Source organism: Rugamonas brunnea, from assembly GCF_014042345.1.
Classification (GTDB): domain Bacteria; phylum Pseudomonadota; class Gammaproteobacteria; order Burkholderiales; family Burkholderiaceae_D; genus Rugamonas; species Rugamonas brunnea.
On the sequence record NZ_JACEZT010000013.1, the window covers coordinates 69,220 to 92,149 of the forward strand.

Annotated in this window: 20 protein-coding genes; 8 read left to right on the forward strand and 12 right to left on the reverse strand. The window is 65.5% G+C overall.

All coding sequences use genetic code 11. The annotated features are described in order from the left end of the window. Window positions 1–8: 8 nt before the first annotated feature. The 7 genes from H3H37_RS18610 to H3H37_RS18640 all read left to right on the forward strand — a co-directional run bounded on the left by H3H37_RS18610 (window position 9) and on the right by H3H37_RS18640 (window position 5,859). Window positions 9–1,091, forward strand: a complete 1,083-nt coding sequence (locus H3H37_RS18610) for an AI-2E family transporter (RefSeq protein ID WP_182165269.1) — start codon at window positions 9–11, stop codon at window positions 1,089–1,091. A gap of 48 nt (window positions 1,092–1,139) precedes the next feature. Beyond that, complete coding sequence (hda, locus tag H3H37_RS18615) at window positions 1,140–1,808, forward strand: DnaA regulatory inactivator Hda (protein WP_182165271.1); 669 nt, start codon at window positions 1,140–1,142, stop codon at window positions 1,806–1,808. Further along, complete coding sequence (locus tag H3H37_RS18620; RefSeq protein ID WP_182165449.1) at window positions 1,808–2,479, forward strand: histidinol-phosphatase; 672 nt, start codon at window positions 1,808–1,810, stop codon at window positions 2,477–2,479. The genes hda and H3H37_RS18620 overlap by 1 nt, the downstream gene beginning before the upstream one ends. Further along, entirely contained in the window at window positions 2,472–3,890 is a 1,419-nt protein-coding gene (pcnB, locus tag H3H37_RS18625) for a polynucleotide adenylyltransferase PcnB (protein ID WP_182165272.1), read from the forward strand. The genes H3H37_RS18620 and pcnB overlap by 8 nt, the downstream gene beginning before the upstream one ends. Before the next feature lie 51 nt (window positions 3,891–3,941). Continuing rightward, entirely contained in the window at window positions 3,942–4,421 is a 480-nt protein-coding gene (folK, locus tag H3H37_RS18630) for a 2-amino-4-hydroxy-6-hydroxymethyldihydropteridine diphosphokinase (protein ID WP_182165274.1), read from the forward strand. A 127-nt stretch (window positions 4,422–4,548) separates the two neighbouring features. Beyond that, on the forward strand, window positions 4,549–5,421 hold the full coding sequence (gene panB, locus H3H37_RS18635) for a 3-methyl-2-oxobutanoate hydroxymethyltransferase (protein ID WP_375540016.1): 873 nt from the start codon (window positions 4,549–4,551) through the stop codon (window positions 5,419–5,421). Window positions 5,422–5,700: 279 nt separating this feature from the next. Next, window positions 5,701–5,859, forward strand: a complete 159-nt coding sequence (locus tag H3H37_RS18640) for a hypothetical protein (RefSeq protein ID WP_182165278.1) — start codon at window positions 5,701–5,703, stop codon at window positions 5,857–5,859. Window positions 5,860–5,886: 27 nt separating this feature from the next. Here the strand turns inward: H3H37_RS18640 and H3H37_RS18645 are convergent, their stop codons facing one another. The 12 genes from H3H37_RS18645 to H3H37_RS18700 all read right to left on the reverse strand — a co-directional run bounded on the left by H3H37_RS18645 (window position 5,887) and on the right by H3H37_RS18700 (window position 21,047). Continuing rightward, window positions 5,887–7,254 (reverse strand): aspartate aminotransferase family protein, encoded by a 1,368-nt coding sequence (locus H3H37_RS18645; RefSeq protein WP_182165281.1) that lies wholly within the window; start codon window positions 7,252–7,254, stop codon window positions 5,887–5,889. Between the two features lie 10 nt (window positions 7,255–7,264). After that, window positions 7,265–8,602, reverse strand: coding sequence for a glutamine synthetase family protein (locus tag H3H37_RS18650; protein ID WP_182165284.1), 1,338 nt, complete (start codon window positions 8,600–8,602; stop codon window positions 7,265–7,267). 24 nt (window positions 8,603–8,626) lie between these two features. Then, window positions 8,627–9,961, reverse strand: coding sequence for an NAD(P)/FAD-dependent oxidoreductase (locus tag H3H37_RS18655; protein WP_182165287.1), 1,335 nt, complete (start codon window positions 9,959–9,961; stop codon window positions 8,627–8,629). Between the two features lie 4 nt (window positions 9,962–9,965). Further along, window positions 9,966–11,453: an aldehyde dehydrogenase gene (locus H3H37_RS18660; protein WP_182165290.1), complete on the reverse strand. Its 1,488-nt coding sequence runs from the start codon at window positions 11,451–11,453 to the stop codon at window positions 9,966–9,968. Between the two features lie 16 nt (window positions 11,454–11,469). Further along, entirely contained in the window at window positions 11,470–12,942 is a 1,473-nt protein-coding gene (locus H3H37_RS18665; RefSeq protein ID WP_182165293.1) for a DUF3138 family protein, read from the reverse strand. Window positions 12,943–12,986: 44 nt separating this feature from the next. Next, window positions 12,987–13,838 (reverse strand): ABC transporter permease, encoded by an 852-nt coding sequence (locus H3H37_RS18670; RefSeq protein ID WP_182165295.1) that lies wholly within the window; start codon window positions 13,836–13,838, stop codon window positions 12,987–12,989. Next, window positions 13,835–14,755 carry an ABC transporter permease subunit gene (locus H3H37_RS18675; RefSeq protein ID WP_182165297.1) on the reverse strand — a complete coding sequence of 307 codons (921 nt, stop codon included), beginning with the start codon at window positions 14,753–14,755 and terminating at the stop codon, window positions 13,835–13,837. Before H3H37_RS18675 ends, H3H37_RS18670 begins: the two co-directional genes overlap by 4 nt. 9 nt (window positions 14,756–14,764) lie before the next feature. After that, the gene (locus H3H37_RS18680) at window positions 14,765–15,913 is read right to left on the reverse strand and encodes an ABC transporter ATP-binding protein (RefSeq protein ID WP_182165300.1); all 1,149 of its coding nucleotides are present in this window, start codon (window positions 15,911–15,913) and stop codon (window positions 14,765–14,767) included. A gap of 84 nt (window positions 15,914–15,997) precedes the next feature. After that, the gene (locus H3H37_RS18685; RefSeq protein WP_182165451.1) at window positions 15,998–17,086 is read right to left on the reverse strand and encodes a polyamine ABC transporter substrate-binding protein; all 1,089 of its coding nucleotides are present in this window, start codon (window positions 17,084–17,086) and stop codon (window positions 15,998–16,000) included. Window positions 17,087–17,252: 166 nt separating this feature from the next. Next, entirely contained in the window at window positions 17,253–18,707 is a 1,455-nt protein-coding gene (locus tag H3H37_RS18690) for an aspartate aminotransferase family protein (protein ID WP_182165302.1), read from the reverse strand. A gap of 90 nt (window positions 18,708–18,797) precedes the next feature. Further along, window positions 18,798–20,168: a glutamine synthetase family protein gene (locus tag H3H37_RS18695; protein WP_182165303.1), complete on the reverse strand. Its 1,371-nt coding sequence runs from the start codon at window positions 20,166–20,168 to the stop codon at window positions 18,798–18,800. Between the two features lie 114 nt (window positions 20,169–20,282). Beyond that, window positions 20,283–21,047: a gamma-glutamyl-gamma-aminobutyrate hydrolase family protein gene (locus tag H3H37_RS18700; RefSeq protein WP_182165305.1), complete on the reverse strand. Its 765-nt coding sequence runs from the start codon at window positions 21,045–21,047 to the stop codon at window positions 20,283–20,285. A gap of 246 nt (window positions 21,048–21,293) precedes the next feature. On the opposite strand from H3H37_RS18700, the gene pdxR reads away from it, so the two are divergent. Further along, on the forward strand, window positions 21,294–22,799 hold the full coding sequence (gene pdxR / locus H3H37_RS18705) for a MocR-like pyridoxine biosynthesis transcription factor PdxR (protein WP_182165307.1): 1,506 nt from the start codon (window positions 21,294–21,296) through the stop codon (window positions 22,797–22,799). The last annotated feature ends 131 nt before the right edge of the window (window positions 22,800–22,930 follow it).

Below are 22,930 nucleotides of genomic sequence, written 5' to 3' on the forward strand. Positions count from 1 at the left end.
CTGAATCCATGCCATTTCCCCTCTCGGTAGAGCAAAAGCAAACGGCTTTCTGGATCGCGGTCTGGCTCGCATTCGTGCTGTTACTGGTGGCGCTGGGCCCCGTGCTGACCCCGTTCATCGCCGCCGCCATCCTCGCCTACGCCCTCAATCCCGGCGTCGATTACCTGGACCGGTTGCACATGGGCCGCTTCGGCGTGCCGCGCGCGCTGGCCGTGGTGCTGGTGCTGCTGCTGTTCTTCGCCGCCATCGGCGCCCTGATCCTGATCGTGGTGCCCGTGCTGCAAAAGGAACTGCCCCTGCTACAGGCCCAGATCCCCGCCTTCCTGGAAAAATTGAACGCGCTGCTGGCGCCACGCCTGCACGAGATGGGCATCACGGCGCAACTGGACGGCGAAGGCATCCGCAAATTGCTTTCCAAACAACTGGCCGGCGGCGGCGACGAGATCCTGGCCGCCGTGCTGGCCTCGGCCAAGGTCGGCGGCACGGCCGTGCTGGGCTGGATCGCCACCGTGGTGCTGATCCCCGTGCTGCTGTTCTACCTGCTGCTGGACTGGCACGCCCTGCTGGCGCGCGTGGCCGGCGCCGTGCCGCGCCGCTACATCGACCGCACGCTGGCCATGGCCGGCGAGGTGGACGAGCTGCTGGCCCAGTACCTGCGCGGCCAGTTGCTGGTGATGCTGGTGCTGGCCGTGTACTATTCGAGCGGCCTGATCATCGCCGGTTTCGACGTGGCGCTGCCGGTCGGCATCATCACCGGCCTGCTGGTGTTCATCCCCTACCTGGGCTTCGGCCTGGGCCTGGTGCTGGCCCTGATCGCCTCCGTGCTGCAGTTCCCCGGCTGGAACGGGCTGGTGGCCGTGGCCATCATCTACGGCTGCGGCCAGGTGCTGGAAGGCTTCTTCCTCACGCCGCGCCTGGTGGGCGAGCGCATCGGCCTCAATCCGCTGGCCGTGATCTTCGCCCTGCTGGCGTTCGGCCAGCTGTTCGGCTTCGTCGGCGTGCTGCTGGCGCTGCCCGCGTCGGCCGTGCTGATGGTGGCCTTCAAGCACCTGCGCCGCCACTACCTGGACAGCAGCTTTTATAATGCGTGACGTGATGCAGACAACGTGGACGCAAATGACAGGAACTGGGCGTAAGCCATGAAGCAACTGGTGCTCGATTTAGGCGCGGAACAGGCGCACAGCCTTGAATCGTTCGAGGTGGGACAGAACGCCGAGGCGGCGCAGCTGATGACGCAGTTCGCCGCCCGCACCTCGCGCGAGCACTTCGCCTACCTGTGGGGCGAGTGCGGCGTGGGCAAGACCCATTTGCTCAAGGCCCTGGCCAGCACCGACAAGGCGCGCTACATCTCGCCGTTCTCGATCGAGTCCGAGTTCGTGTATTCGCCGGAGGTGGACCTGTACCTGCTCGACGACTGCGAGAAGCTGTCGCCGGTGGCGCAGATCGACGCCTTCGCCCTGTTCAACGAGATCCGCGCCAACCACGCCTTCATGGTGTGCAGCGGCGCCGTGGCGCCGGCCGTGCTGCCGGTGCGCGAGGACCTGCGCACGCGCATGGGCTGGGGCCTGATCTACCAGATCCACGGCCTGACGGACGACGAGAAGGTGGCCGCCCTGAGCGCCGCCGCCGCCGCCCGCGGCTTGACGCTCTCGCCGGGCGTGTTACCCTACCTGCTGTCGCACTTCCAGCGCGACATGCGGTCGCTGTCCACCATGCTCGATTCGCTCGACCAGTATTCCCTTGAAACCCAACGCCCGATCACCTTGCCGCTACTGCGCGAGTGGTTACAGGCGGAAGCGAAAGAATGATGAATCTCGCCCTGTTTGACTTAGACCATACCCTGCTGCCGCTGGACTCCGACTACGAGTGGGGCCAGTTCCTGGTGCGCACCGGCGCCGTGGACGCGGCCGAATTCGACCGCCGCAACAAGGAATTCTTCGCCCAGTACCAGGCCGGCACGCTGGACCCGGTGCAGTACCTGGAGTTCGCGCTCGGCACGCTGGCGCGCTTCCCGCGCCCGCAGCTGGACGCCATGCACCGCCAGTTCATGGACGAAGTGATCCAGCCGGCCATCCGCCCGTCGGCGCTGGCCCTGCTGCGTCGCCACCAGGACGCGGGCGACCTGACGGCCATCGTCACGGCCACCAACGAGTACGTGACCTCGCCCATCGCGCGCGCGCTGGGCGTGGAGCACCTGATCGCGGCCAAGCCCGAGACGGATGCCGCCGGCAACCTGACGGGCAAGCTGCTGGGCACCCCGACCCAGGGCGCGGGCAAGGTCGCGCACACGCGGGCGTGGCTGGAAAAACTGGGCCACACGCTGGAAGGCTTCGAGCGCAGCCACTTCTACAGCGATTCGCACAACGACATTCCGCTGCTGTCGGTCGTCACCCACCCTGTCGCGACCAACCCCAACGCGACGCTGAAAACGCACGCCGCCGCCCACGGCTGGCCATCAATCGAACTATTCAATGATTAAGAAATTCATCCGCAAAATTTTGGGTACCAAGACTAAGGGAAAGCGCGACGAGGGTACGCCCGTCGTACTGGGGCCGCAGGAGCACGGCATCGATCCGCGCCTGCTGTCGTCCAACGCCATCCGCGTCACCAGCACGCTGCAGGAAGCGGGCTACGAAGCCTTCGTGGTGGGCGGTGCCGTGCGCGACCTGCTGCTGGGCGTGAAGCCGAAAGACTTCGACATCGCCACCAACGCCACCCCCGAGCAGGTGCGCAAGCTGTTCCGGCGCGCCTTCATCATCGGCAAGCGCTTCCAGATCGTGCACGTGATGTTCGGCCAGGACCTGCTGGAGGTGACCACCTTCCGCGGCACCGCCTCGGCCTCCGCGCCCAAGGACGAACATGGCCGGGTGCTGCGCGATAACACCTTCGGCTCGCAGGCCGAAGATGCCGTGCGGCGCGACTTCACCATCAACGCCATGTACTACAACCCGGCCACCGAACAGGTGCTGGACTACCACGGCGGCATCGAGGATATCCGTGGCAAGACGCTGCGCATCATCGGCCAGCCCGAGGCGCGCTACCGCGAAGACCCGGTGCGCATGCTGCGCGTGGTGCGCTTCGCCGCCAAGCTGCGCTTCCACATCGAACCGGCGACGGGCGCGCCGATCCGCGCCATGGCGCCGCTGATCGACAACGTGCCGGCCGCCCGCGTGTTCGACGAGATGCTCAAGCTGCTCATGAGCGGCCAGGCCCTGGCCTGCCTGCAGCAACTGCGCAAGGAAGGCCTGCACCATGGCCTGCTGCCGCTGCTGGACGTGGTGCTGGAACAGCCGCTGGGCGTGAAGTTCGTGACCCTGGCGCTCGATTCGACCGACGCCCGCATCCACGCCGGCAAGACCGTCTCGCCCGGCTTCCTGTTTGCCTCGCTGCTATGGCACCAGGTGCTGGAGAAATGGACCGCCTACCGCACGGCCGGTGAAATGGCCATCCCCGCGCTGCACCTGGCAGCCGACGACGTGCTTGAATCGCAGACGGAAAAACTGGCCCTGCAACGCAAGATCGGTTCCGACATGCGCGACATCTGGGCCATGCAGCCGCGCTTCGAGCGCCGCACCGGCAAGAATCCGTACAAGCTGCTGGAACACCCGCGCTTCCGCGCCGGCTACGACTTCCTGCTGCTGCGCTGCGCCTCGGGCGAGATCGAGGGCGATCTGGGCCAGTGGTGGACCGCGTTCTACGAAGGCGACGAGACCGAGCGCGAGGAACTGGTGGCCAGCGCCGGCCGCAGCCCGTCCGCCGGCACCGGCGGCGCCAAGCGCAAACGTCCGCCACGCCGCGGCCCGCGCAATCGGGGCGGCCAGGACAGCGGCGGCCAGGAGGGCGGCCGCGAGGAAGGCGCGCCGCGTGCCGTGGAAAGCGGCGGCGAATAAGGCGCCGCGCACCGGACCAGCAACCCCGCATGACCGTATGAACACCACCGCATGAACACCATCGCCTACGTCGGCATCGGCGCCAACCTGGGCGACGCGCGCGCCAACGTGGCCGACGCCATCGAACGCCTGCGCCGCCTGCCCGACTGCACGCTGCTGGGCGCGTCGGGCCAGTACCGCACCGCGCCCATCGATTCCAGCGGCGACGACTACGTCAACGCCGTCGCCAGCATCAGCACCACGCTGGACGCGGAAAGCCTGCTGCAAGCGCTGCACGGCATCGAGCAGGCGCACGGGCGCGAGCGTCCCTACCGCAACGCGCCGCGCACGCTGGACCTGGACCTGCTGCTGTACGGCGACCAGCAGATCGCCAGCCCCACGCTGACCGTGCCTCATCCGCGCATGACGGAACGGGCCTTCGTGCTGGTGCCGCTGCTGGCGCTGGCGCCGGAGGTGGTCATCCCCGGCCGTGGCCCGGCGCGCGATTACGCGGCAGCCGTGGCGGACCAGGGCATCAGCCTTCTAAGCTGAGGGGCGCATGGCCGGCATCGTCATCCGCAGCTAGAGGACTAGCTCAAAAAAATGCGCGCGCCCAGCGCGCCCACCGGCAAAGGTCTACACTAGCGCCGATGTCACTCTCACACATTCGAGGAATCCCATGTCTGGATATTTGCAAGGAACCGAAATGACGGCGAGCCAAAAGCCCGCCGCCACGCCCGCACCGTCCAAGCCGGTCGCCACCAAGGCCGTCACCATCCCCTCGCTCAACGCGCTGCGCGCGGCCGGCGAGAAGATCACCATGCTGACCTGCTACGACGCCAGCTTCGCCGCCCTGATGGACCGCTGCGGCGTGGAAGTGCTGCTGATCGGCGACTCGCTGGGCATGGTCTGCAACGGCCACACCTCCACCCTGCCAGTGACGGTGGAAGAAATCGTCTACCACACGGCGGCCGTGGCGCGCGGCAGCAAGTCGGCCATGGTGCTGGCCGACATGCCGTTCGGCAGCTATGCCACGCCGGAAGCGGCGTTCAACAACGCCGTCAAGCTGATGCAGGCCGGCGCCCACATGGTCAAGATCGAGGGCGGCGCCTGGCTGGCCGACACCGTGCGCTTCCTGACCGACCGCGCCGTGCCCGTATGCGCCCACCTGGGCCTGACGCCGCAATCGGTGCACCAGCTGGGCGGCTACAAGGTACAGGGCAAGACCACCGAGTCCGCCGACCTGCTCAAGGCCGACGCGCTCAAGCTGCAGGCGGCCGGTGCGGCCATGCTGGTGCTGGAAGCCATCCCCACCCAGCTGGGCAAGGAAGTGACGGACCTGCTGGCCATCCCGACCATCGGCATCGGCGCCGGCCCCGATTGCGCGGGCCAGGTGCTGGTGATGCACGACCTGCTGGGCGTGTTTCCTGGCCGCAAGGCGCGTTTCGTGAAGAACTTCATGGAAGGCCAGACCAGCATCGACGCGGCCGTCAGCGCCTACGTGCGAGCCGTGAAAGACGGCAGTTTCCCCGCCCTGGAACACTGCTTCTGACCCCGATTTTTCCACTGTCCACGACAGGCTGTTCCCATCATTGTTCCGGCTGTTGCGTCCTGCAACAGCCGGAATAAATCGTGCCAGGCGCTCTCCCCCGGGAAGCCTGCTTTTACCTCCCCCCGCCCACCCTTGCATCCCCAGTCATGCAAGCACAGGCATGAACCTTGCTCCCTTTGATGGTAATCAAATACACCAGGGCGTGGGTTCACTCTGCCGCCCAGCCTGGTATCTCTCTATCGTAACTGTTGGCAGGATGGCGCAAGCCGGGAGAGCATCATGGACAAGGTCAAACAACCGAGCAAGGAACAGGTTCGGCAATACATGGAACAGCGCCGCGCGGCCAACGATCCGCCGCCGTCGATGGACGAGATCCGCCGCCAGCTGGGCTGGCAACTGGTGGTGCTGCCGCCGCTGCCGGACTGGAAGGCGGCATGAAACGCCCCCGTTCCCGTCCGCGCGCCGTCACACCAGCGCGGACAGGCAGCGGTCGAACCCGTCGAGCAAGCGCGCCACGTCCTGCGCCGTCGTTTGCGGGCAGACCAGCAACATGTTGTGGAAGGGCGTGATCAGCAATCCCCGGTTGAGCAGGTACAGGTGGATGATCTGTTCCAGCTCGCCGTCCAGGATGGCGCCCGCTTCGCTGCCATTGCGCGGCGGCTGCGGGGCAAACTGAAATTCCGTGCGCGCGCCCACCTGGGTCACGCACCAGGGCAATCCATGGCGGGCAATGGCGCTACGCAGGCCAGCCGCCAGCTGGTCCGCCAGCGCGAACATCACCTCGTAAGCCTGCTCCGTCATCACCTGTTCCAGATTGGCACGCATGGCGGCCATGGCGAACATATTGGCGCTCAGCGTCGTGCCCACGCCGGAATGGCCGGCTGGCGCGGCGCGCTTGGCCTGCTCCACCCGCCGCGCCACGTCGGCCGTGAAACCGTACACGGCGCACGGCACGCCGCCGCCGATCGGCTTGCCCACCACCAGCGCGTCGGGCGCCATGCCGTGAGCGCGCGCGTAGCCGCCGGGGCCACTGCTGATGGTGTGGGTCTCATCGATCACCAGCAGCGTGCCATGGCGGCGCAGGATGCGCTGCGCGGCTTCCCAATAGCCCGGCTGCGGCAGCACCATGCCGATGTTGGTCATCACCGGCTCGGCCAGCACGCAGGCCACGTCGTCCCCTGACAGCGCCGCTTCCAGCGCGGCCAGATCGTTGAACTCCACCACCACCGTCTGCTGCGTCAGCGGATAGACCTGGCCCAGCAGGCTGTCGCGCTGCACGGGCACACCGTCCACCAGGTCCACGAACACGTCGTCCACCGTGCCGTGGTAGCAGCCGTTGAACACGAGGATCTTGCTGCGGCCCGTGGCCGCCCGCAGCCAGCGCAGCACGAAGCGGTTGGCGTCCGAGGCGGACAGCGCGAACTGCCAGTACGGCAAGCCGAAGCGACGCGCCAGTTCCTCGGCCACGGGGGCCGCATCCTCGGACGGCAACATGGCCGTGTAGCCGCGCGCGGCCTGGTGCGCGATGGCCTGCGCCACGGCCGGCGGCGCGTGGCCGAACATGGCGCCCGTGTCGCCCAGGCAGAAATCGGTGTAGGCGTGGCCGTCGGCATCCTTGAAGCTGGCGCCGCGCGCTTCGCTCACGGTCAGCGCGAACGGCGTGGACCAGTCGTTCATCCAGTGCATGGGCACCCCGAACAGCATGTGCTCGCCCGCGCGCGCGGCCAGCGCCTGCGAGCGGGGATTGCGGGCGATGTAGTCGGCCCGTTCGGCCGCCGCCAGCGCTTGCGCCCTGGTCCAGTTGACGCCGTGGCGTGTGGTGTTGTCTGTCATTGCACTCTCCTCACACCAGCAGCATCAGGTGTTCGCGCTCCCACGAGCTGATCACGCGGCTGTAAGTGGCAAATTCCAGTTCCTTCACTTCGCAGAACGCCTGCACGAACAGTTCGCCCAGCACCTCGCCCAGCGCCTTGCACTCGCGCAGGCGCTGGATCGCGTCTTCCAGGTTGCGCGGCAGTTCGTTGTGCACGTGTTCGGCGCTGTCGTCCGTGGGCGCCGATGGCGTGAGCTGCTCCACCATGCCGAGGTAGCCGCAGGCCAGCGTGGCGGCCATGGCCAGGTAGGGGTTGACGTCCACGCCCGGCACGCGGTTCTCCAGCCGCCGGTTGACGGGCGTGGAGTTGGGCACCCGGATGCCGCAGGTGCGGTTGTCGTAACCCCAGCGCACATTGGTCGGCGCCGACATGAAGCGCGACAGGCGGCGGTAGGAATTGACGTGCGGCGCCAGCAGCAGCGTGGCCGGCGCCGTGTATTTTTCCAGCCCGGCGATATAGTGGAAGAACAGCGCGCTGGCGCTGCCGTCGTCGTTGCTGAAGATGTTCTTGCCCGTTTCCTTATCGAGCACACTCTGGTGGATGTGCATGGCGCTACCCGGCTCTGTCTCCATCGGCTTGGCCATGAAGGTGGCGAAGATGCCGTGCCGCAGCGCCGTTTCGCGCACGGCGCGCTTGAACAGGAATACGCGGTCGGCCAGTTCCAGCGCATCGCCATGGGTGAAGTTGATCTCCATCTGCCCCGCGCCCGCCTCGTGGATCAGCGTTTCCACGCCCAGGCCGTGCAGCTTGCAGAAACTTGATAACTCAAGGAAAAATGGATCGAAGTCGTTCACGGCGTCGATCGAATAGGACTGGCGGCCCGATTCCGTCTTGCCGCTGCGCCCCAGCGGCGGCACCAGCGGCTCGTGCGGATTGCTGCTACGCGCGACGAGGTAGAACTCCATCTCCGGCGCCACCACCGGCTGCCAGCCGCGCGCCGCGTACAACTGCAGCACCTTGCGCAGCACGGCGCGCGGCGACAGGCCGACCGGCGTGCCGTCGAAGTTCTGGCAATCATGGATCACCAGCGCCACGTTCTCGGCGGCCCACGGCACCTGGCGCAGCGTGGCCAGGTCCGGCACGCAGATCATGTCCGGATCGGTCACGCCCGTGTACGGCGTGTTGTTTGGCTGCTCACCGTTGACGGTGTTGAGCAGCACGCTTTTCGGCAGCCGCATCTCGCCTTCGCTCAGGAACAGATCCTTGGGCAGGATTTTTCCTCGGGCGATGCCGGTCATGTCAGCGATCACGCATTCCACCTCGTGGATATTGCGGTCACGCAGAAAGTCGCGCATGGCTTGGGTCATGTCATTCTCCTGTCGTTGGAAGGGTTACAGCAAATCGCGCAAGCGGTGGTACAAGGTGCCCAGCACCAGCGCCGGCGTGCGCATGGCCGGCCCGCCGGGGAAGTCGCGGTGGCGCAATTGGGACAGCAGGTCGAAGCGGCCCGCCTGGCCCGCGATCGCCTCGGCCGCCAGCAGGCCGGCCATGCCCGTCAGCGCCAGGCCGTGGCCGGAAAAACCCTGCAGGTAGTACAGGTTGCCGTCCACCCGGCCGAAGTCCGGGCCCCGGTTCATGGTGATGTCGACGAAGCCGCCCCACGCGTGCGGCACCTTCAGGTCGGCCAGTTGCGGGAACACGGCCAGCATGCGGCGCCGCATGGACTCGCGCAAATTGGCCGGGGTGGCGCCGGTGTAGCTCACGCCGCCGCCGAACAGCAGGCGGTTGTCGGCCGTGAGGCGGAAGTAGTCGAGCACGAAATTGGTGTCGCACACGGCGGCGCGCTGGCGGATCAGTGCATTGGCGCGCTCCGCCTCCATCTGCGCGGTGGCAATGATGTAGGTCCCCACCGGCATGATGCGCGCGCCCACGTCCGGCGCCACGGCCTTGCCGTATTCATTCAGGTAGACGTTGCCGGCCATGACCACGAAGTCGCATGCCACTTCGCCGCTGGCCGTGCGCACCACCGGCCGGGCGCCGCGCTGCACCTGCACCACGGGCGCATGCTCGTAGATGCGGGCGCCGGCCGCGCGCACGGCCCTGGCCAGGCCCAGGCAGTACTTGAGCGGATGCAGGTGGCCCGATTGCGGGTCATACACGCCGGAGTGGAAGCGTTCACTGTCTATCCACGCGCCCACGTCGTCGGGGGCGATAGGCTGCATAACGTAGCCGTAGTCGCGTTCCAGCTGCTCCGTGTATGCGCGCAGCGCTTCTCCCTTGCGGGCGTTGACGGCCATGCTCAGGTAGCCGTCCACGAAATCGCAATCGATGTCGTGCGCGGCGATGCGCCGGCGCAGCAGCGCCAGCGCGTCCACCGTCACCTGCCAGGCCTGGCGCGCCTGCTCGGGCGGCAGTTGCTGCTCCACCGCGTCGTCGCTGGCATAGCCGACCAACGCCTGGCCGCCATTGCGGCCGGAGGCGCCCCAGCCTACCGTCTGCGCTTCCAGCACCACCACCGACAGGCCGCGCGCGCGCAGCTCCAGCGCCGCCGACAGGCCGGCCAGGCCGGCGCCGATCACGCACACGTCGGCCGTGGTGCGGCCTACCAGCGGCGCGTCCGGCACGGGACGCCGCACGCTGGCCTCGTAGTACGAACCTTGCGTCAGTTCCTGTTCACGCCGCAGCAGCGCCGTCGGCTTCTTGGCTTGTAGAGCGACGTTCTCCATGCGCTCAACCGATCTGGATCCAGGTGGTCTTGAGCTCCGTGTACTTGTCGAACGCGTGCAGCGACTTGTCGCGGCCATTGCCGGACTGCTTGTAGCCGCCGAACGGCACGGTGATGTCGTCACCGTCGTACTGGTTCACGTGCACGGTGCCGGCCCGCAGCGCGCGCGCCGTCTGGATTGCCTTGCTCATGTTGGCCGTCCACACGGCCGCTTGCAGGCCATACGGCGTGGCGTTGGCCTGGCGCACGGCGTCGTGGATGTCGGTGAAGCTCAGCACCGACAGCACGGGGCCGAAGATCTCCTCGCGGGCGATCTTCATGCTGCTGTCCACCTGGTCGAACAGCGTGGGCTCCACATAGAAGCCACCACTGGCCGTGCGCGCCTGCGCGCCGCCCGCCAGCAGTTTGGCGCCATCGGCCTTGCCGGCGTCGATGTAGCCGAGCACCGTCTTGAGCTGGGTGGCGTCGACGATGGCGCCCATCACGGTGGCCTCGTCCAGCGGATCACCCGGCTGGAAGTCGGGCACCATGGCCAGTGCTTTTTCGATGAAGCGGTCGCGGATCGATGCTTCCACGAACAGGCGCGACGGCGCGTTGCAGCTCTCGCCCTGGTTGAAGTAGATGGAACCGATGGCCGAGGCCACGGCCGCATCGAGGTCCGGGCAGTCTGCGCAGACGATGTTGGCCGACTTGCCGCCCAACTCGGTCCAGGCGCGCTTCAGGTTGGACTGGCCGGCCATCTGCATGATCTGCTTGCCGATCTTGGTGGAGCCGGTGAAGCCGATGCAATCCACGTCCATGTGCAGCGCCAGCGCGGCGCCGGCCTCGTGGCCGTAACCGGGCAGCACGTTGAACACGCCGGCCGGGATGCCCGCCTCCAGCGCCAGTTCGGCCAGCCGCAGCGCCGTCAGCGGCGATTTCTCGGACGGCTTGAGCACCACGCTGTTACCTGCCGCCAGCGCCGGCGCGATCTTCCAGGCCGCCATGATCATCGGGTAGTTCCACGGCACGATGGCGGCCACCACGCCCACCGCCTCGCGCGTGATCAGCGCCAGGCTGGAATCGGCCGTGGGCGCGATTTCGTCGTAGACCTTGTCGATCGCCTCGCCGTACCAGCGCAGGCAGTTGGCGGTGGCGCCCACGTCCACGCTCTGGCTGTACTTGATCGGTTTGCCCATGTCCAGCGTTTCGAGCAGGGCCAGTTCGGGGCCGTGCTGCTGCACCAGGTCGGCGAACTTGATCAACACCCGCTTGCGCTGCGCGGGCGACTTGCCGGCCCAGCGCCGGTCCTCGAACGCGACGCGCGCGGCCGCCACGGCCAGGTCCACGTCGGCGCCGTCGCAGCGCGCCACCTGGCCCAGGTTGCGCCCATCCACGGGCGACAGGTTGTCGAAGCGTTGTTCCGATTTGGACCACACGCGCTGGCCGCCGATGAAGGCGCGGCCATCGATCTTGAGCGCGGCTGCGCGCTCATGCCACAAGGTGCTGCTCATCTGTGTTCCTCCTGGCTTAGAAGCTGATCAGCGTCGACACGCCGATCACATGGTTGTCGCGGCGGTACTGGTCGTCCGCGGTCTTGAACACGTTGCCGGTGGAACGGTCATAACGGTATTCGCCTTTCAGGTTCACCCCCGGCATCAAGGCATAGTTTAACCCCAGCGAGAGCGCCGAGCGGTTGGTGCCTTGCGTGGGGTCGGCCACCACCCAGTTGCTGCCGTCGAAGCTCATGCTGGAGCCGAAGCCGTTGCGGCCATCCGGGCAGTTCGCATCGGCGCCGGTGGCGTCCAGGCAGGTGCCGCCGTAGGTGGAACCGAACACGCCGCCGCCGTTACGCTTGTTGTTGATGTAGTCGTAGCGGGCGATCGCTTCCAGGCGCGGCGTGATCTTGTACGACACCAAGCCGGACAAGCCCCACCAGTGCATGGCGTCGCCCGTGTAGCCGTTGTAGGCGGTGGCCTTCTGGCGGCCATAGCCGATCTGGCCCTGCGTGTTCCAGTCGCCGCGCGTGAAGTAGCCATCCACCTCCATCAAATCCAGGCGGCCGAATTGGGTGTGGTCGTCGAAACCGGCGTGGATGCCGGAGAAGCCGAAACCGTTGAACTCTCCCTTGGCGTAATCGACGCGGTAGAACAGGCCGGGCGCGTTGCGGCGCGCGACGTCGATCTTGGCGCTGTTGAGGTTACCGACGATGAACTTGGCGTCCCACTTGCCATCCAGGACCTCCATACCGGCGCCCGTGTAGAAGTTCGCAGCCGAGAAGTCAAACAGCAGGTTGTGGGTGATCAGCTTGTTCAGGTTGGACGGGATCATTTCGTAACCGGTCCAGTCGGGAAGCTGGCCGCCGATGAAGCGCGTGTTCAAATCGCCCAACGGCACAAGGAACGAGGCCTCGTGCACCAGGCTGCCGAAGTTGTAGCCGGCGCCCGCGCTCTTGCTCGGCATGAGCGTCATCTTCAGCTTGGTGCCGCCTTCCAGTTCCTTCTCGAAGTTCAGCATGCCACTGCCGAAGAAGGTGTTGTCGTAGCCGAAGGTCTCGCCGGAACCGTTGACCGAGCTGTTATTGTTGAAGAACATGAAGCTCGACGTCTTGGCGTTGCGGTTGTACAGGTAGGTCGGATCGACGTAGCCGGAGATCTTGACGGACTTGAAGCCGTTCGCTTCCTGTGCGTCCTCCATGGCTTCCGTCTTGATGCGGATGCGGTTGAATTCGGCCACGTCGACCGTGTTCTCGGCCGCCTTGCCAGCGCTGGCGGCAGCTTCGTCGGCCTTGCTGCTGGCTTGGGCCGCCTGCGCGCTGGCTTCCTTGGCCTGGTTGTTGGCCTGGACCGTCTGCGTGCTCACCTTTTCGATCATCGCTTCCAGCTGCTTCACATGGGCCTTGAGCGCCTCCAGTTCCGCCTTCAAGTCCTTGGTGCTTTCGGCCATGGCGACGGCCGGATAAGCGATGGCAATGGCGACGACGATTTTCTTCATCAAATGCATGACTACTCCCCCTTGTTATCGGTTGTTATCGGTTGTGTTGGCGACTACTCGTTATCTGCCTTGAAGGCAGCGGAAATCTGTTTCTGGCGCAGGCGTTCGGCGCGTGCCATCCAGAGGCTGGACGCGACCACGGCCACCGACACCACCAGGATGGTCAGCGCCGCCACGGCGTTCACACGCGGATCGAGGCCCAGGCGGGCGCGCGAGAAGATCACGATTGGCATGGTCGAGGAGCCGGGGCCGGACAGGAAGGCCGACAGCACCACGTCATCGAGCGACAGCGTGAACGTGAGCAGCCACGCCGATCCCAGCGCCTGCGTGATGTTGGGCAGCGTGACGAGGAAGAACACCTGGTGCGGCTTGCAGCCCAGGTCCATGGCCGCCTCCTCCAGCGACTTGCTCATCTCCTGCAGGCGCGACTGCACCACCACGGCCGCGTAGGCCATGCCCAGCAGGGTGTGGCCCAGCCAGATCGTCATCAGCCCCCGCTCAGGGAAGCCAAACATCTTCTGTACAGACACCAGCATCAACAGCAGCGACAGGCCGATGATCACTTCCGGCATCACCAGCGGCGCGCTGACCATGCCCGTGAACAGCGTGCGGCCGTGGAAGCGCTGGTAGCGATTCATCACGAACGCGGCAAAGGTGCCGAGGATGACGGAGGCGAACGCCGTCAGCACGGCGATGCGCAGCGACAGGCCGAAGCCCGAGATGATCTCCGTGTCGTTCATCAATTCGCCGTACCACTTGGTGGAGAAACCGCTCCACACCATGTCCTGGCGCGAGCTGTTAAACGAGAACACCACCAGCACCACGATGGGCAGGTACAGGAACACATAGCCCAGCGACAGCCAGCCGCGCCCGAACCAGCGTTGGATAAAATTCTGTCCGTTCATGCGCGCCCCGCCATCTGTTGTTCCGCCTTGTACTTGTTGAAGATCGCCATCGGCACCAGGATCAGCAGGATCACCACCACCGTCACCGACGAGGCCATCGGCCAGTCGTTATTGGTGAAGAATTCGTCCCACAGCACGTGGCCGATCATCAGCGTCTCGGGACCGCCCAGCAGTTCCGGAATCACGTACTCGCCCACGGCCGGAATGAACACCAGCATGGAGCCGGCGATAATGCCGGACTTCGACAGCGGCACCGTGATGCGCCAGAAGGTTTGCATGGGCGTGGCGCCCAGGTCGGCCGCCGCTTCCAGGAAGCGCACATCCATCTTCACCAGGTTGGCGTACAGCGGCAGGATCATGAACGGCAGATAGGCGTACACCATGCCGATGATGAGCGAGAACTGGGTGTTCATCAGGTGCAGCGGTTCCGTGATGGCGCCCACGCTGATCAGGAAGTGGTTGAGGATGCCGTTGTTGGCCAGGATGCCCTTCCACGCGTAGATGCGCAGCAGGAAGGAGGTCCAGAACGGCAGCATCACCATCATCATCAGCACCGGCCGCACGGTCGGCTTGGCGCGCGCCATGAAGTAGGCGAACGGGTAGCCGATCAGCAGGCACAGGGCCGTAGTGATGGCGGCGAACTTGATCGAGCTCAGATAGGTCAGGCTGTACAAGTCGTCCTGCGCGATGAACAGGTAGTTCGACACCTTGACCTTGAAGGTGACGATGCCGTCCACCAGCGTCATCAGGGTGCCGAACGGGTTGGCCGCATCGGGCTCCGTGAAGCTGATGCGCATCACGATCAGGAACGGCACCAGGAAGGCGCACACCAGCCAGAAGAACGGCACGGCGATCACCAGCCGGCGGCCCGTGATCCAGCGCAGCGTGAGCGCGTGGGTGAGTGTGGAGGTTCTCATGGCGGCTCCTTAGCTGGTCAGCGCCACGATGTCGGCGCCATCCCACCACGCGTGCACGCGCTGGTCGCGTTGCAAATGGCTGCTGTCGTGGCGGGCCGCGTTGGTGCGCGACACCTTGAGCAGCATGCCGCTGTCGAGCTTCACGTGGTAGTGGGTGTCGTTGCCGAAGTAGGCCATGGCCGTGATGGTGCCCTGCACGCAGTTGAAGCCATGCTCGTTGGCGTGCGCACGCTGCTCTCCGGTGGGCGCTTCCGATTGCAGGCAGATCTTCTCCGGCCGCACGGCTACCGACACGTCCATCCCCTTGGTGCCGGTGATGCCGTGGTTGATGTAGTGCCGGCCCTCGGGCGAATCGACCACCACGTGGTCCGGCTCGTCGACCACCACATTGCCGTTGAACAGATTGACGCTGCCGATGAAGTCGGCCACGAAGCGGCAGTTGGGGGTCTCGTAGATCTCGCCCGGCTTGCCCACCTGGAGGATGCGGCCCTCGCTCATGACGGCGATGCGGGTGGCCATGCTCATGGCTTCGTCCTGGTCGTGGGTCACCATCACGCAGGTCACGCCGACCTGCTCGATGATGTTGACCAGTTCCATCTGGGTGCGCTCGCGCAGTTTCTTGTCCAGCGCGCCGAGCGGTTCATCCAGCAGCAGCAACTGCGGACGCTTGGCCAGGCTGCGCGCCAGCGCCACGCGCTGCTGCTGGCCGCCCGACAGCTGGTGCGGTTTGCGGCGGCCGTAGGCCTTGAGCTGGACCAGGGCCAGCATCTGCTCCACGCGGGCCGCCACTTCTTCGGCCGGCAGGCCGTCGCGGCGCAGGCCGAAGGCGATGTTGTCCCACACGGACAGGTGCGGGAACAGCGCGTACGACTGGAACATCATGTTGATCGGACGCTGGTACGGCGGCACGCTGACGATGTCCTGCCCGGCCAGCGTGATCTGGCCTTCGGTCGGCGTTTCGAAGCCGGCCAGCATGCGCAGCAAGGTGGACTTGCCGCAGCCAGAGCTGCCCAGCAGGGCGAAGATTTCGCCCTTGTTGATGGTGACGGAAATATCGTCCACCGCGCGCACCCCGTCGAACGATTTGACGAGGTTACGGATGAACAGGAACGGCTGGCCGGCGTCGACCGCCGGCTTGGCGGATGGTGCTGGATTCATGATTGCACAGTCAAAGTAAAGTGAAACGGACATGCGGCGGCCACACCCGGCGCCTGCCGGGCGTGAAAACACACGTTTTTTTCCTTACAGTCCGGTTTTGAACTTGGTGTAGACGCGGGTCATGATGCGTCGGATGTCGGAGCTGTACGGCTCGGGGACGGTCATGCGCTTCTTGTCTTCGTCGGACAGGTACACCGTCTTGTTTTCGGCGATGTCCTTCTTGACGTATTTGACGGCGGCGGCGTTCGGGTTGGCGTAGAAGACTTTGTTGGTCAGGCTGGCGTGGACTTCAGGACGCATGATGTAGTTCATCCACATCAGCGCATTGTTGGGGTGCGGCGCGTCGGCCGGGATGGCCATGGTGTCGAACAGGAGGGTGGCCGTGGTCTTAGGGATCAGGGCTTCGATATGGTTGCCGTTCTTGGCGTCGATGGCGCGCTGGCGCGCGATGTTGATGTCGCCCGACCAGCCCAGCGCCAGGCACAGCGAGCCGTTGGCCATGTCGTTGATGTAGCCGGAGGAGCTGAACAGGGTTACGTAGGGACGGATGGAGTTGAGCAGGCGGCCCGCGTCCTGGTAGTCGGAGCTGTTCTTGGAGAAGGCCGGCTTGCCCAGGTATTGCAAGGCCGGCGGCAGGATTTCAGAGGGCGAATCGAGCACGGACACGCCGCACGATTTGAGCTTGGAGACATACTTGGGATCGAAGATCAGGTCCCATGCGTTTTCCGGCATCGGGGTGCTGCCCAGCGCGGCCTTGACCTTGTCCACGTTGATGCCCAGCGTGGTGTAACCCCACAGCCAGATCACCAGGTGCTTGTTGCCGGGATCGAGATTGCGGCCGATCAGCGACTGCAGTTGCGGGTCCATGTTGGCCAGGTTGGGCAGCTTGCTCTTGTCCAGTTCCTTGAGCAGGCCGCCGTCGATCTGCAGGCGCGCCCAGTTCGACGATGGGACCACGATGTCGTAGCCCGTCTTGCCGGCCGTGAGCTTGGCGTGCAGGACTTCGTTACTGTCGAACAGGTCGTAACGGACCTTGATGCCGGTTTCCTTCTCGAAGTTCTTGATGGTGTCGTCGGCGATGTAGTCCGACCAGTTGTAGATGTTGAGGACCTTCTCCTCCTCCGCCATGGCCGGCGTGGCCACGGCCGCCGCCACGGCCGTGGCGGCGAACATACAGGACAGGCCGCGCGCGAGGTTATGCTTCAGGCGCTTAATATGCTTGAGGTGCTTCAGGTGCTGGGCTGGTGCTGGCATCATCATTCTTCTCTCCCGATCTTTTTACAGTTGGATTGCGTCTCGTGTGACTGCTCTTGTGTGATAGGTTGTCGTACCCAGGTGCTTATACCCAGCCGCGCTGCTTGATATCCTCATACGTCAGGTCGAGGCAGTGGCGGATCAGCGCCACCATTTCGTCGATCTGCGCACGCGTCATCACCAGCGGCGGCGCGATGATCATGCGGTCGCCCACGGCGCGCATGATCATGCCGTTGTTGAACATGTAGCCGCGGCACACCATGCCGACGCTGAGCGCCTCATCGAACGCCACGTTCTCGTGCACGGTCGCGCCCTTGCTGCGCACCAGGTTCAGGCCCGCAACGAAGCCGCAGCTGCTGGTGTAGCCCACCAGCGGATGGTCGCCCAGCGTGGCGAAGCGCTCTTTCAGGTAAGGTCCGGTGTCCTCGCCCACGCGCTGCACCAGCTGCTCGGCCTCGATGATGCGGATGTTCTCCAGCGCGGCGGCGCACGCCACCGGGTGGCCCGAGTAGGTGAAGCCGTGGTTGAAATCGCCGCCCTTCTCGATCAGCACATTGGCCACGCGGTCGCCCACCAACACGCCGCCCAGCGGCACGTAGCCGGAGGTAACGCCCTTGGCGAAGGTGATCAGGTCAGGACGGATGCCGAACAGCTCGGAGGCGAACCATTTGCCCAGCCGGCCGAAGCCGCAGATCACTTCATCGGCGATCAGCAGGATGCCGTACTTGTCGCAAATGCGCTGGATTTCGGGCCAGTAGGTGGCCGGCGGGATGATCACGCCGCCGGCGCCCTGCACCGGCTCGCCGATGAAGGCAGCCACCTTGTCGGCGCCCACTTCCAGGATCTTGTCCTCCAGCCAGGAGGCGGCCTTGATGCCGAATTCGTCCTCGGTCATGCCCTGGCCCGCTTCCAGGTAGTTGGGCTGGCCGATGTGGACCACGCCCGGAATCGGCAGGCCGCCTTGTGCATGCATGCCGTCCATGCCGCCCAGCGAGGCGCCGGCCATGGTGCTGCCGTGGTAAGCGTTGTGGCGGCTGATGATGGTGTGGCGCTCGGGCTGGCCCATCAAGTCCCAGTAGCGGCGCACCATGCGCACGTTGGTGTCGTTGCCTTCCGAGCCGGAGCCCGTGAAGAACACGTGCTGGAAGCCGGGCGGCGCGATCTCGGCCAGCTTGGTGGCCAGCTGCACGGCCGGCACGTTGGTGGTGTTGAAGAAGCTGTTATAGAACGGCAGCGTCTCCATCTGGCGGTACACGGCTTCCGAGATGCTGGTGCGGCCATAGCCGACGTTGACGCACCACAGGCCGGACATGCCGTCCAACACCTTCTTGCCCTGCGAGTCCCACAGGTAGATGCCCTCGCCGCGCACCATCACGCGGGCGCCGTTTTCGTTGAGCTGCTTGAAGTCGGTGAACGGGTGCAGGTAGTGGGCCGAGTCCATTTTCTGGATCGCCGCCGTGTCGTACAGTTCGTTGCGGGTGGCGGCCGATTTCACCGATGCCACCAGTGCGGCGCTGGGCGCCAGGGGATTTGAAGACATGATGATCCCTATCTCAATGAGGTTGAATGAGAGTGTTTGTCGTACGGCCGTGTTCCGCACGGCCGCGTACTGCTGGTAGTGGGAGAGCGCTTAGACGTGCAGCAGCAAGTGCTCGCGTTCCCAAGGGCTGATGACGGTCATGAATTCCTGGTGCTCCAGGTCCTTAATGGCCGCATACACGTCGATGAAACGGTCGCCCAGCACGGTGCGCAGCTTGTCCTCGGCGCGCAATGCGTGCAGCGCTTCGGGCAAGCCTTGCGGCAGCTCGAACTTGAGGTCGTACGCGCTGCCCTCGGTGATCGGGGTCGGCTCCAGCTGGTCCACCATGCCCAGGTAGCCGCAGGCCAGCGTGACGGCCAGCGCCAGGTAGGGGTTGGCGTCGGCGCCGATGATGCGGTTCTCCACGCGGCGATCCTGCACGCCCGACTCGGGGATGCGGAAGCCCACGGTGCGGTTGTCCATGCCCCACTGGATGTTGATGGGGGCGGCCGTGTGGCGCACGATGCGGCGGTACGAGTTCACGTACGGCGCCACGATCGCCATGGCCGACGGCATGTAGCGTTGCAGGCCGCCGATGTAATGCTTGAAGATGGGCGCGGCCGAACCATCGGGCGCGCTGAAGATGTTCTGGCCCGTCTTGATGTCAACCACGCTCTGGTGCACGTGCATGGCCGAACCGGGTTCGCCCGCCATCGGCTTGGCCATGAAGGTGGCGTACATGTCGTGCTTGAGGGCCGCCTCGCGCAGCGTGCGCTTGAAGAAGAACACCTTGTCGGCCAGGCCCAGTGGATCGCCGTGCAGGAAGTTGATCTCCATCTGGCCCGCGCCGATCTCATGAATCAGCGTGTCCACGTCCAGGTTCATCATGTCGCAGTAATCGTAGATGTCCTCGAACAGGGGATCGAACTCATTCACCGCGTCGATGCTGTACACCTGGCGCGTGGTTTCGGCGCGGCCGCTGCGGCCGATTGGCGGTTTCAGCGGCAGGTCGGGATCGCTGTTCTTGGCCGTCAGGTAGAACTCCAGTTCCGGCGCCACCACGGGCTTCCAGCCACGGTCGGCGTACAGCTTGAGCACGCGGCGCAGCACGGAACGGGGCGCGAAATCGACCAGGCGGCCGTCGGCGAAATAGCAGTCGTGGATCACTTGCGCGGTGGGGTCGGCGGCCCATGGCACCATGGTGATGGTGGTGGGGTCGGCCTTCAGGATCATGTCGCGGTCGGTGCTGGAAATGGCGCGGTCGTAGGCCATGTCCTCGGTCGGATAATTGCCCGTCACGGTCATGCCCAGCACCGCCTCGGGGATGCGCATGCCGCGCTCCTGGGTGAACTTACCGCGTGGGAGGATTTTGCCGCGTGCCACGCCGGTCAGGTCGGGGACCAGGCATTCAATTTCCGTCACCCGTTTCTCGTTGAGCCACAGGTCCATATCGGTGTAAGTGAAGTTCTCGCGTATTGCCATTTGATTCTCTCGTCAGTCTTGATCTTGCGCGGCGCTGTCTCCTGCGCCGCGCGCTTGTAGTCGTGCTTGGACAGGAAACCTAAGGAACCCGTCGCGACCACAGTTCGTAGGTCTTCATGCGCCTCTCCCTGCTTTGCTTTGATAGATCCGGCATGCCTGGCCAAAGGCCAGGAACATTTTCTGAGAATCGGGGTTGTGCTCCAGGCGCCACTCCGGGTGCCATTGCAGCGCCAGCGTGAAGCCGGGGGCGTCGGCCACGCTGTAAGCCTCCACCAGGCCGTCCTCGGCGCGCGCTTCCACTTGCAGGCCGGGCGCCAGCGTCGCGATGCCCTGGCCGTGCAGCGAGTTGACGTCGATCTCGGTGGCGCCTTCCAGGATGCGCGACAGGCGGCCGCCCTGTTCCAGGCGCACGCGGTGCGACGGTGCGTATTGTTCTTCCAGCGACAGGTGCTTGGGCTCGCGGTGGTCCCGCATGCCCTCCACTTCATGCACGGCCTGGTGCAGCGTGCCGCCCAGCGCCACGTTCACTTCCTGGAAGCCGCGGCAGATGGCCAGCAGCGGCAGGCCGCGCGCCAGCGCCGCGCGGATCAGCGGCAGCGTGGTGGCGTCGCGCGCCGGGTCCAGCGGCAGGCTGGGGTCGCGCAGTTCCTGGCCATACAGGCTGGCGTGCACGTTGGAGGGGGAGCCGGTCAGCATGATGCCGTCGGCCAGGGCCAGTACGGCTTGCAGGTCGGTGGCCTCGCCCAGGGCGGGCAGGATCAGCGGCTGGCAGCCGGCACCGGCGGCCACGGCATCAACGTATTTGCGTTGCGCCGTGTGGTTGGGGTGGACGCCGATCTGGTTGATACAGGCCGGCACGATCACGATGGGGCGATGCATAGTGTTTTGTCTCGTTGGTTGTCTTCACATTGGCGGCGCTTGCGCCGCCGAATGCCCGAATGAACTGGGACCACCCTGTCGCAACAACTTGTTCATATAGTACTTGTTGCGCCACGCTTAACGACTGCTTGGCGAAAATTTCGCGCTTTCGCTTCCGTTTGCATGAATTTTGATTAATCATAGGCGGAAGTTGGACTCATTGTGAGTGCCACTTGTTGAATTCAGTTGGAACCACTTTCAAAAACTATGTCACCCGCATCCGATCTGCTGGCGCAAACCCTGGCCCAACCCGACTTCCATCCACGCCTGCCGCAACAGCGCCGCCTGTATGAGGCGGCCAAGGCCGCCATCCACCAGCAACTGCTGGGCGCCGGCAACAAGCTGCCGTCCAGCCGCGACCTGGCGCGCGACCTCGGCATCTCCCGCAACACGGTGATCGCCGCGTTCGAACAACTGGGGGTGGAAGGCTATGTCACCAGTGCGCTGGGCAGCGGCACCTATGTGGCCGACCTGCAGGCCCACAGCGCCAGCATGCGCGGCGGTTTTCACCCGCAGCAGGATGGCGCTGGCGAGGACGGTGCGGAAGTGGCACCACTGTCGCGCCGTGGCCAGGAGCTGACCGTCTTCGCGGCCGGGCCGCGCTACGAGATCCAGCCGTTCGCGCCGGGCGACGCGGATTTTTCCTCGTTCCCATTCAAACTGTGGCAGCGGCTGCAAAACCGCGTGTGGCGCGAGGCGCGCGCCGACCTGCTGGACTACGGCCAGTCCGGCGGCTACCTGCCGCTGCGCCAGGCCATCACGGAATACCTGCGCATCTCGCGCTCGGTCAAGGTGTCGGTGGAACAGGTGATGGTCACGGCCGGCACCCAGCATTCGCTGGACCTGTGCGCCCAGCTGCTGGCCGATCCCGGCGACACGGCCTGGGTCGAAGACCCGTGCTACTGGGGCGCGCGCCGCGTGTTCCAGGCCAACGACCTGCTGCTGCACCCGATCACGGTGGACGGCGACGGCATGGCGCTGGAGCCGGCCGACCTGGCCACCAATCCGCGCCTGATCTACGTGACGCCGTCGCACCAGTATCCAACGGGCGCCGTGATGAGCCTCGCGCGCCGGCGCGAACTGCTGGACGTGGCGCTGACCAAGAACGCCTGGATACTGGAGGACGACTACGACAGCGAATTCCGCTACACGGGCCGGCCGCTGGCGGCCCTGCAGGGACTGGACACGGGCGACCGCGTGGTCTACATGGGCACCTTCTCCAAGGTGCTCTACCCCGGCATCAAGATCGGCTACGTGGTGGCGCCGCCACAGCTGGTGGACGCCTTCAAGAGCGCGCTGTACGACCTGCAGCGCCCCGGCCAGCTGATGGTGCAGGCAGCGCTGGCCGACTTCATCGCGCTGGGCCACTTCACCACCCATATCCGCAAGATCCGCCAGATCTACGGCGCGCGCCGGGAAATGCTGCGCCGCACGCTGGTGCACCAACTGGGCACGCACGCGCACGGCGTGACCATCTCCAGCGAGGAATCGGGCCTGCATCTTGTGGTGGAGCTGCCGGCCCACGTGGACGACGTGGCGCTGGAAAAGCTGGCGGCCGAATCGGGCATCCAGGTCAAGGCGCTGTCGAACTACTACCTTGCGCCACCCGTGCGGCGCGGCCTGCTGGTCGGCTACGCCTACTGCACGCCCGAGAAAATCGCGTATTACGGCCGGCTGCTGGCATCCGTGATCCTGTCCGGCGTGCGGCGCTGAGGGGCGTTGAGGGACACTGAGCGCAAGTGGTTCTATCGTTTTGAATATTGTGGCACTAGGCTAGGCTCCGATCCCGGAGGTAGTATCGGGCATTGCAGCTTGACCAACACTACCACTATAACGAGACAGTG

Excerpts from the sequence above, each read along its gene's own strand:
- H3H37_RS18610 (WP_182165269.1), top strand. The coding sequence starts at position 9 with ATGCCATTTCCCCTCTCGGTAGAGCAAAAGCAAACGGCTTTCTGGATC.
- hda (WP_182165271.1), top strand. The coding sequence starts at position 1,140 with ATGAAGCAACTGGTGCTCGATTTAGGCGCGGAACAGGCGCACAGCCTT.
- H3H37_RS18620 (WP_182165449.1), top strand. The coding sequence starts at position 1,808 with ATGAATCTCGCCCTGTTTGACTTAGACCATACCCTGCTGCCGCTGGAC.
- pcnB (WP_182165272.1), top strand. The coding sequence starts at position 2,472 with ATGATTAAGAAATTCATCCGCAAAATTTTGGGTACCAAGACTAAGGGA.
- folK (WP_182165274.1), top strand. The coding sequence starts at position 3,942 with ATGAACACCATCGCCTACGTCGGCATCGGCGCCAACCTGGGCGACGCG.
- panB (WP_375540016.1), top strand. The coding sequence starts at position 4,549 with ATGTCTGGATATTTGCAAGGAACCGAAATGACGGCGAGCCAAAAGCCC.
- H3H37_RS18640 (WP_182165278.1), top strand. The coding sequence starts at position 5,701 with ATGGACAAGGTCAAACAACCGAGCAAGGAACAGGTTCGGCAATACATG.
- H3H37_RS18645 (WP_182165281.1), bottom strand. The coding sequence starts at position 7,254 with ATGACAGACAACACCACACGCCACGGCGTCAACTGGACCAGGGCGCAA.
- H3H37_RS18650 (WP_182165284.1), bottom strand. The coding sequence starts at position 8,602 with ATGACCCAAGCCATGCGCGACTTTCTGCGTGACCGCAATATCCACGAG.
- H3H37_RS18655 (WP_182165287.1), bottom strand. The coding sequence starts at position 9,961 with ATGGAGAACGTCGCTCTACAAGCCAAGAAGCCGACGGCGCTGCTGCGG.
- H3H37_RS18660 (WP_182165290.1), bottom strand. The coding sequence starts at position 11,453 with ATGAGCAGCACCTTGTGGCATGAGCGCGCAGCCGCGCTCAAGATCGAT.
- H3H37_RS18665 (WP_182165293.1), bottom strand. The coding sequence starts at position 12,942 with ATGCATTTGATGAAGAAAATCGTCGTCGCCATTGCCATCGCTTATCCG.
- H3H37_RS18670 (WP_182165295.1), bottom strand. The coding sequence starts at position 13,838 with ATGAACGGACAGAATTTTATCCAACGCTGGTTCGGGCGCGGCTGGCTG.
- H3H37_RS18675 (WP_182165297.1), bottom strand. The coding sequence starts at position 14,755 with ATGAGAACCTCCACACTCACCCACGCGCTCACGCTGCGCTGGATCACG.
- H3H37_RS18680 (WP_182165300.1), bottom strand. The coding sequence starts at position 15,913 with ATGAATCCAGCACCATCCGCCAAGCCGGCGGTCGACGCCGGCCAGCCG.
- H3H37_RS18685 (WP_182165451.1), bottom strand. The coding sequence starts at position 17,086 with ATGTTCGCCGCCACGGCCGTGGCGGCGGCCGTGGCCACGCCGGCCATG.
- H3H37_RS18690 (WP_182165302.1), bottom strand. The coding sequence starts at position 18,707 with ATGTCTTCAAATCCCCTGGCGCCCAGCGCCGCACTGGTGGCATCGGTG.
- H3H37_RS18695 (WP_182165303.1), bottom strand. The coding sequence starts at position 20,168 with ATGGCAATACGCGAGAACTTCACTTACACCGATATGGACCTGTGGCTC.
- H3H37_RS18700 (WP_182165305.1), bottom strand. The coding sequence starts at position 21,047 with ATGCATCGCCCCATCGTGATCGTGCCGGCCTGTATCAACCAGATCGGC.
- pdxR (WP_182165307.1), top strand. The coding sequence starts at position 21,294 with ATGTCACCCGCATCCGATCTGCTGGCGCAAACCCTGGCCCAACCCGAC.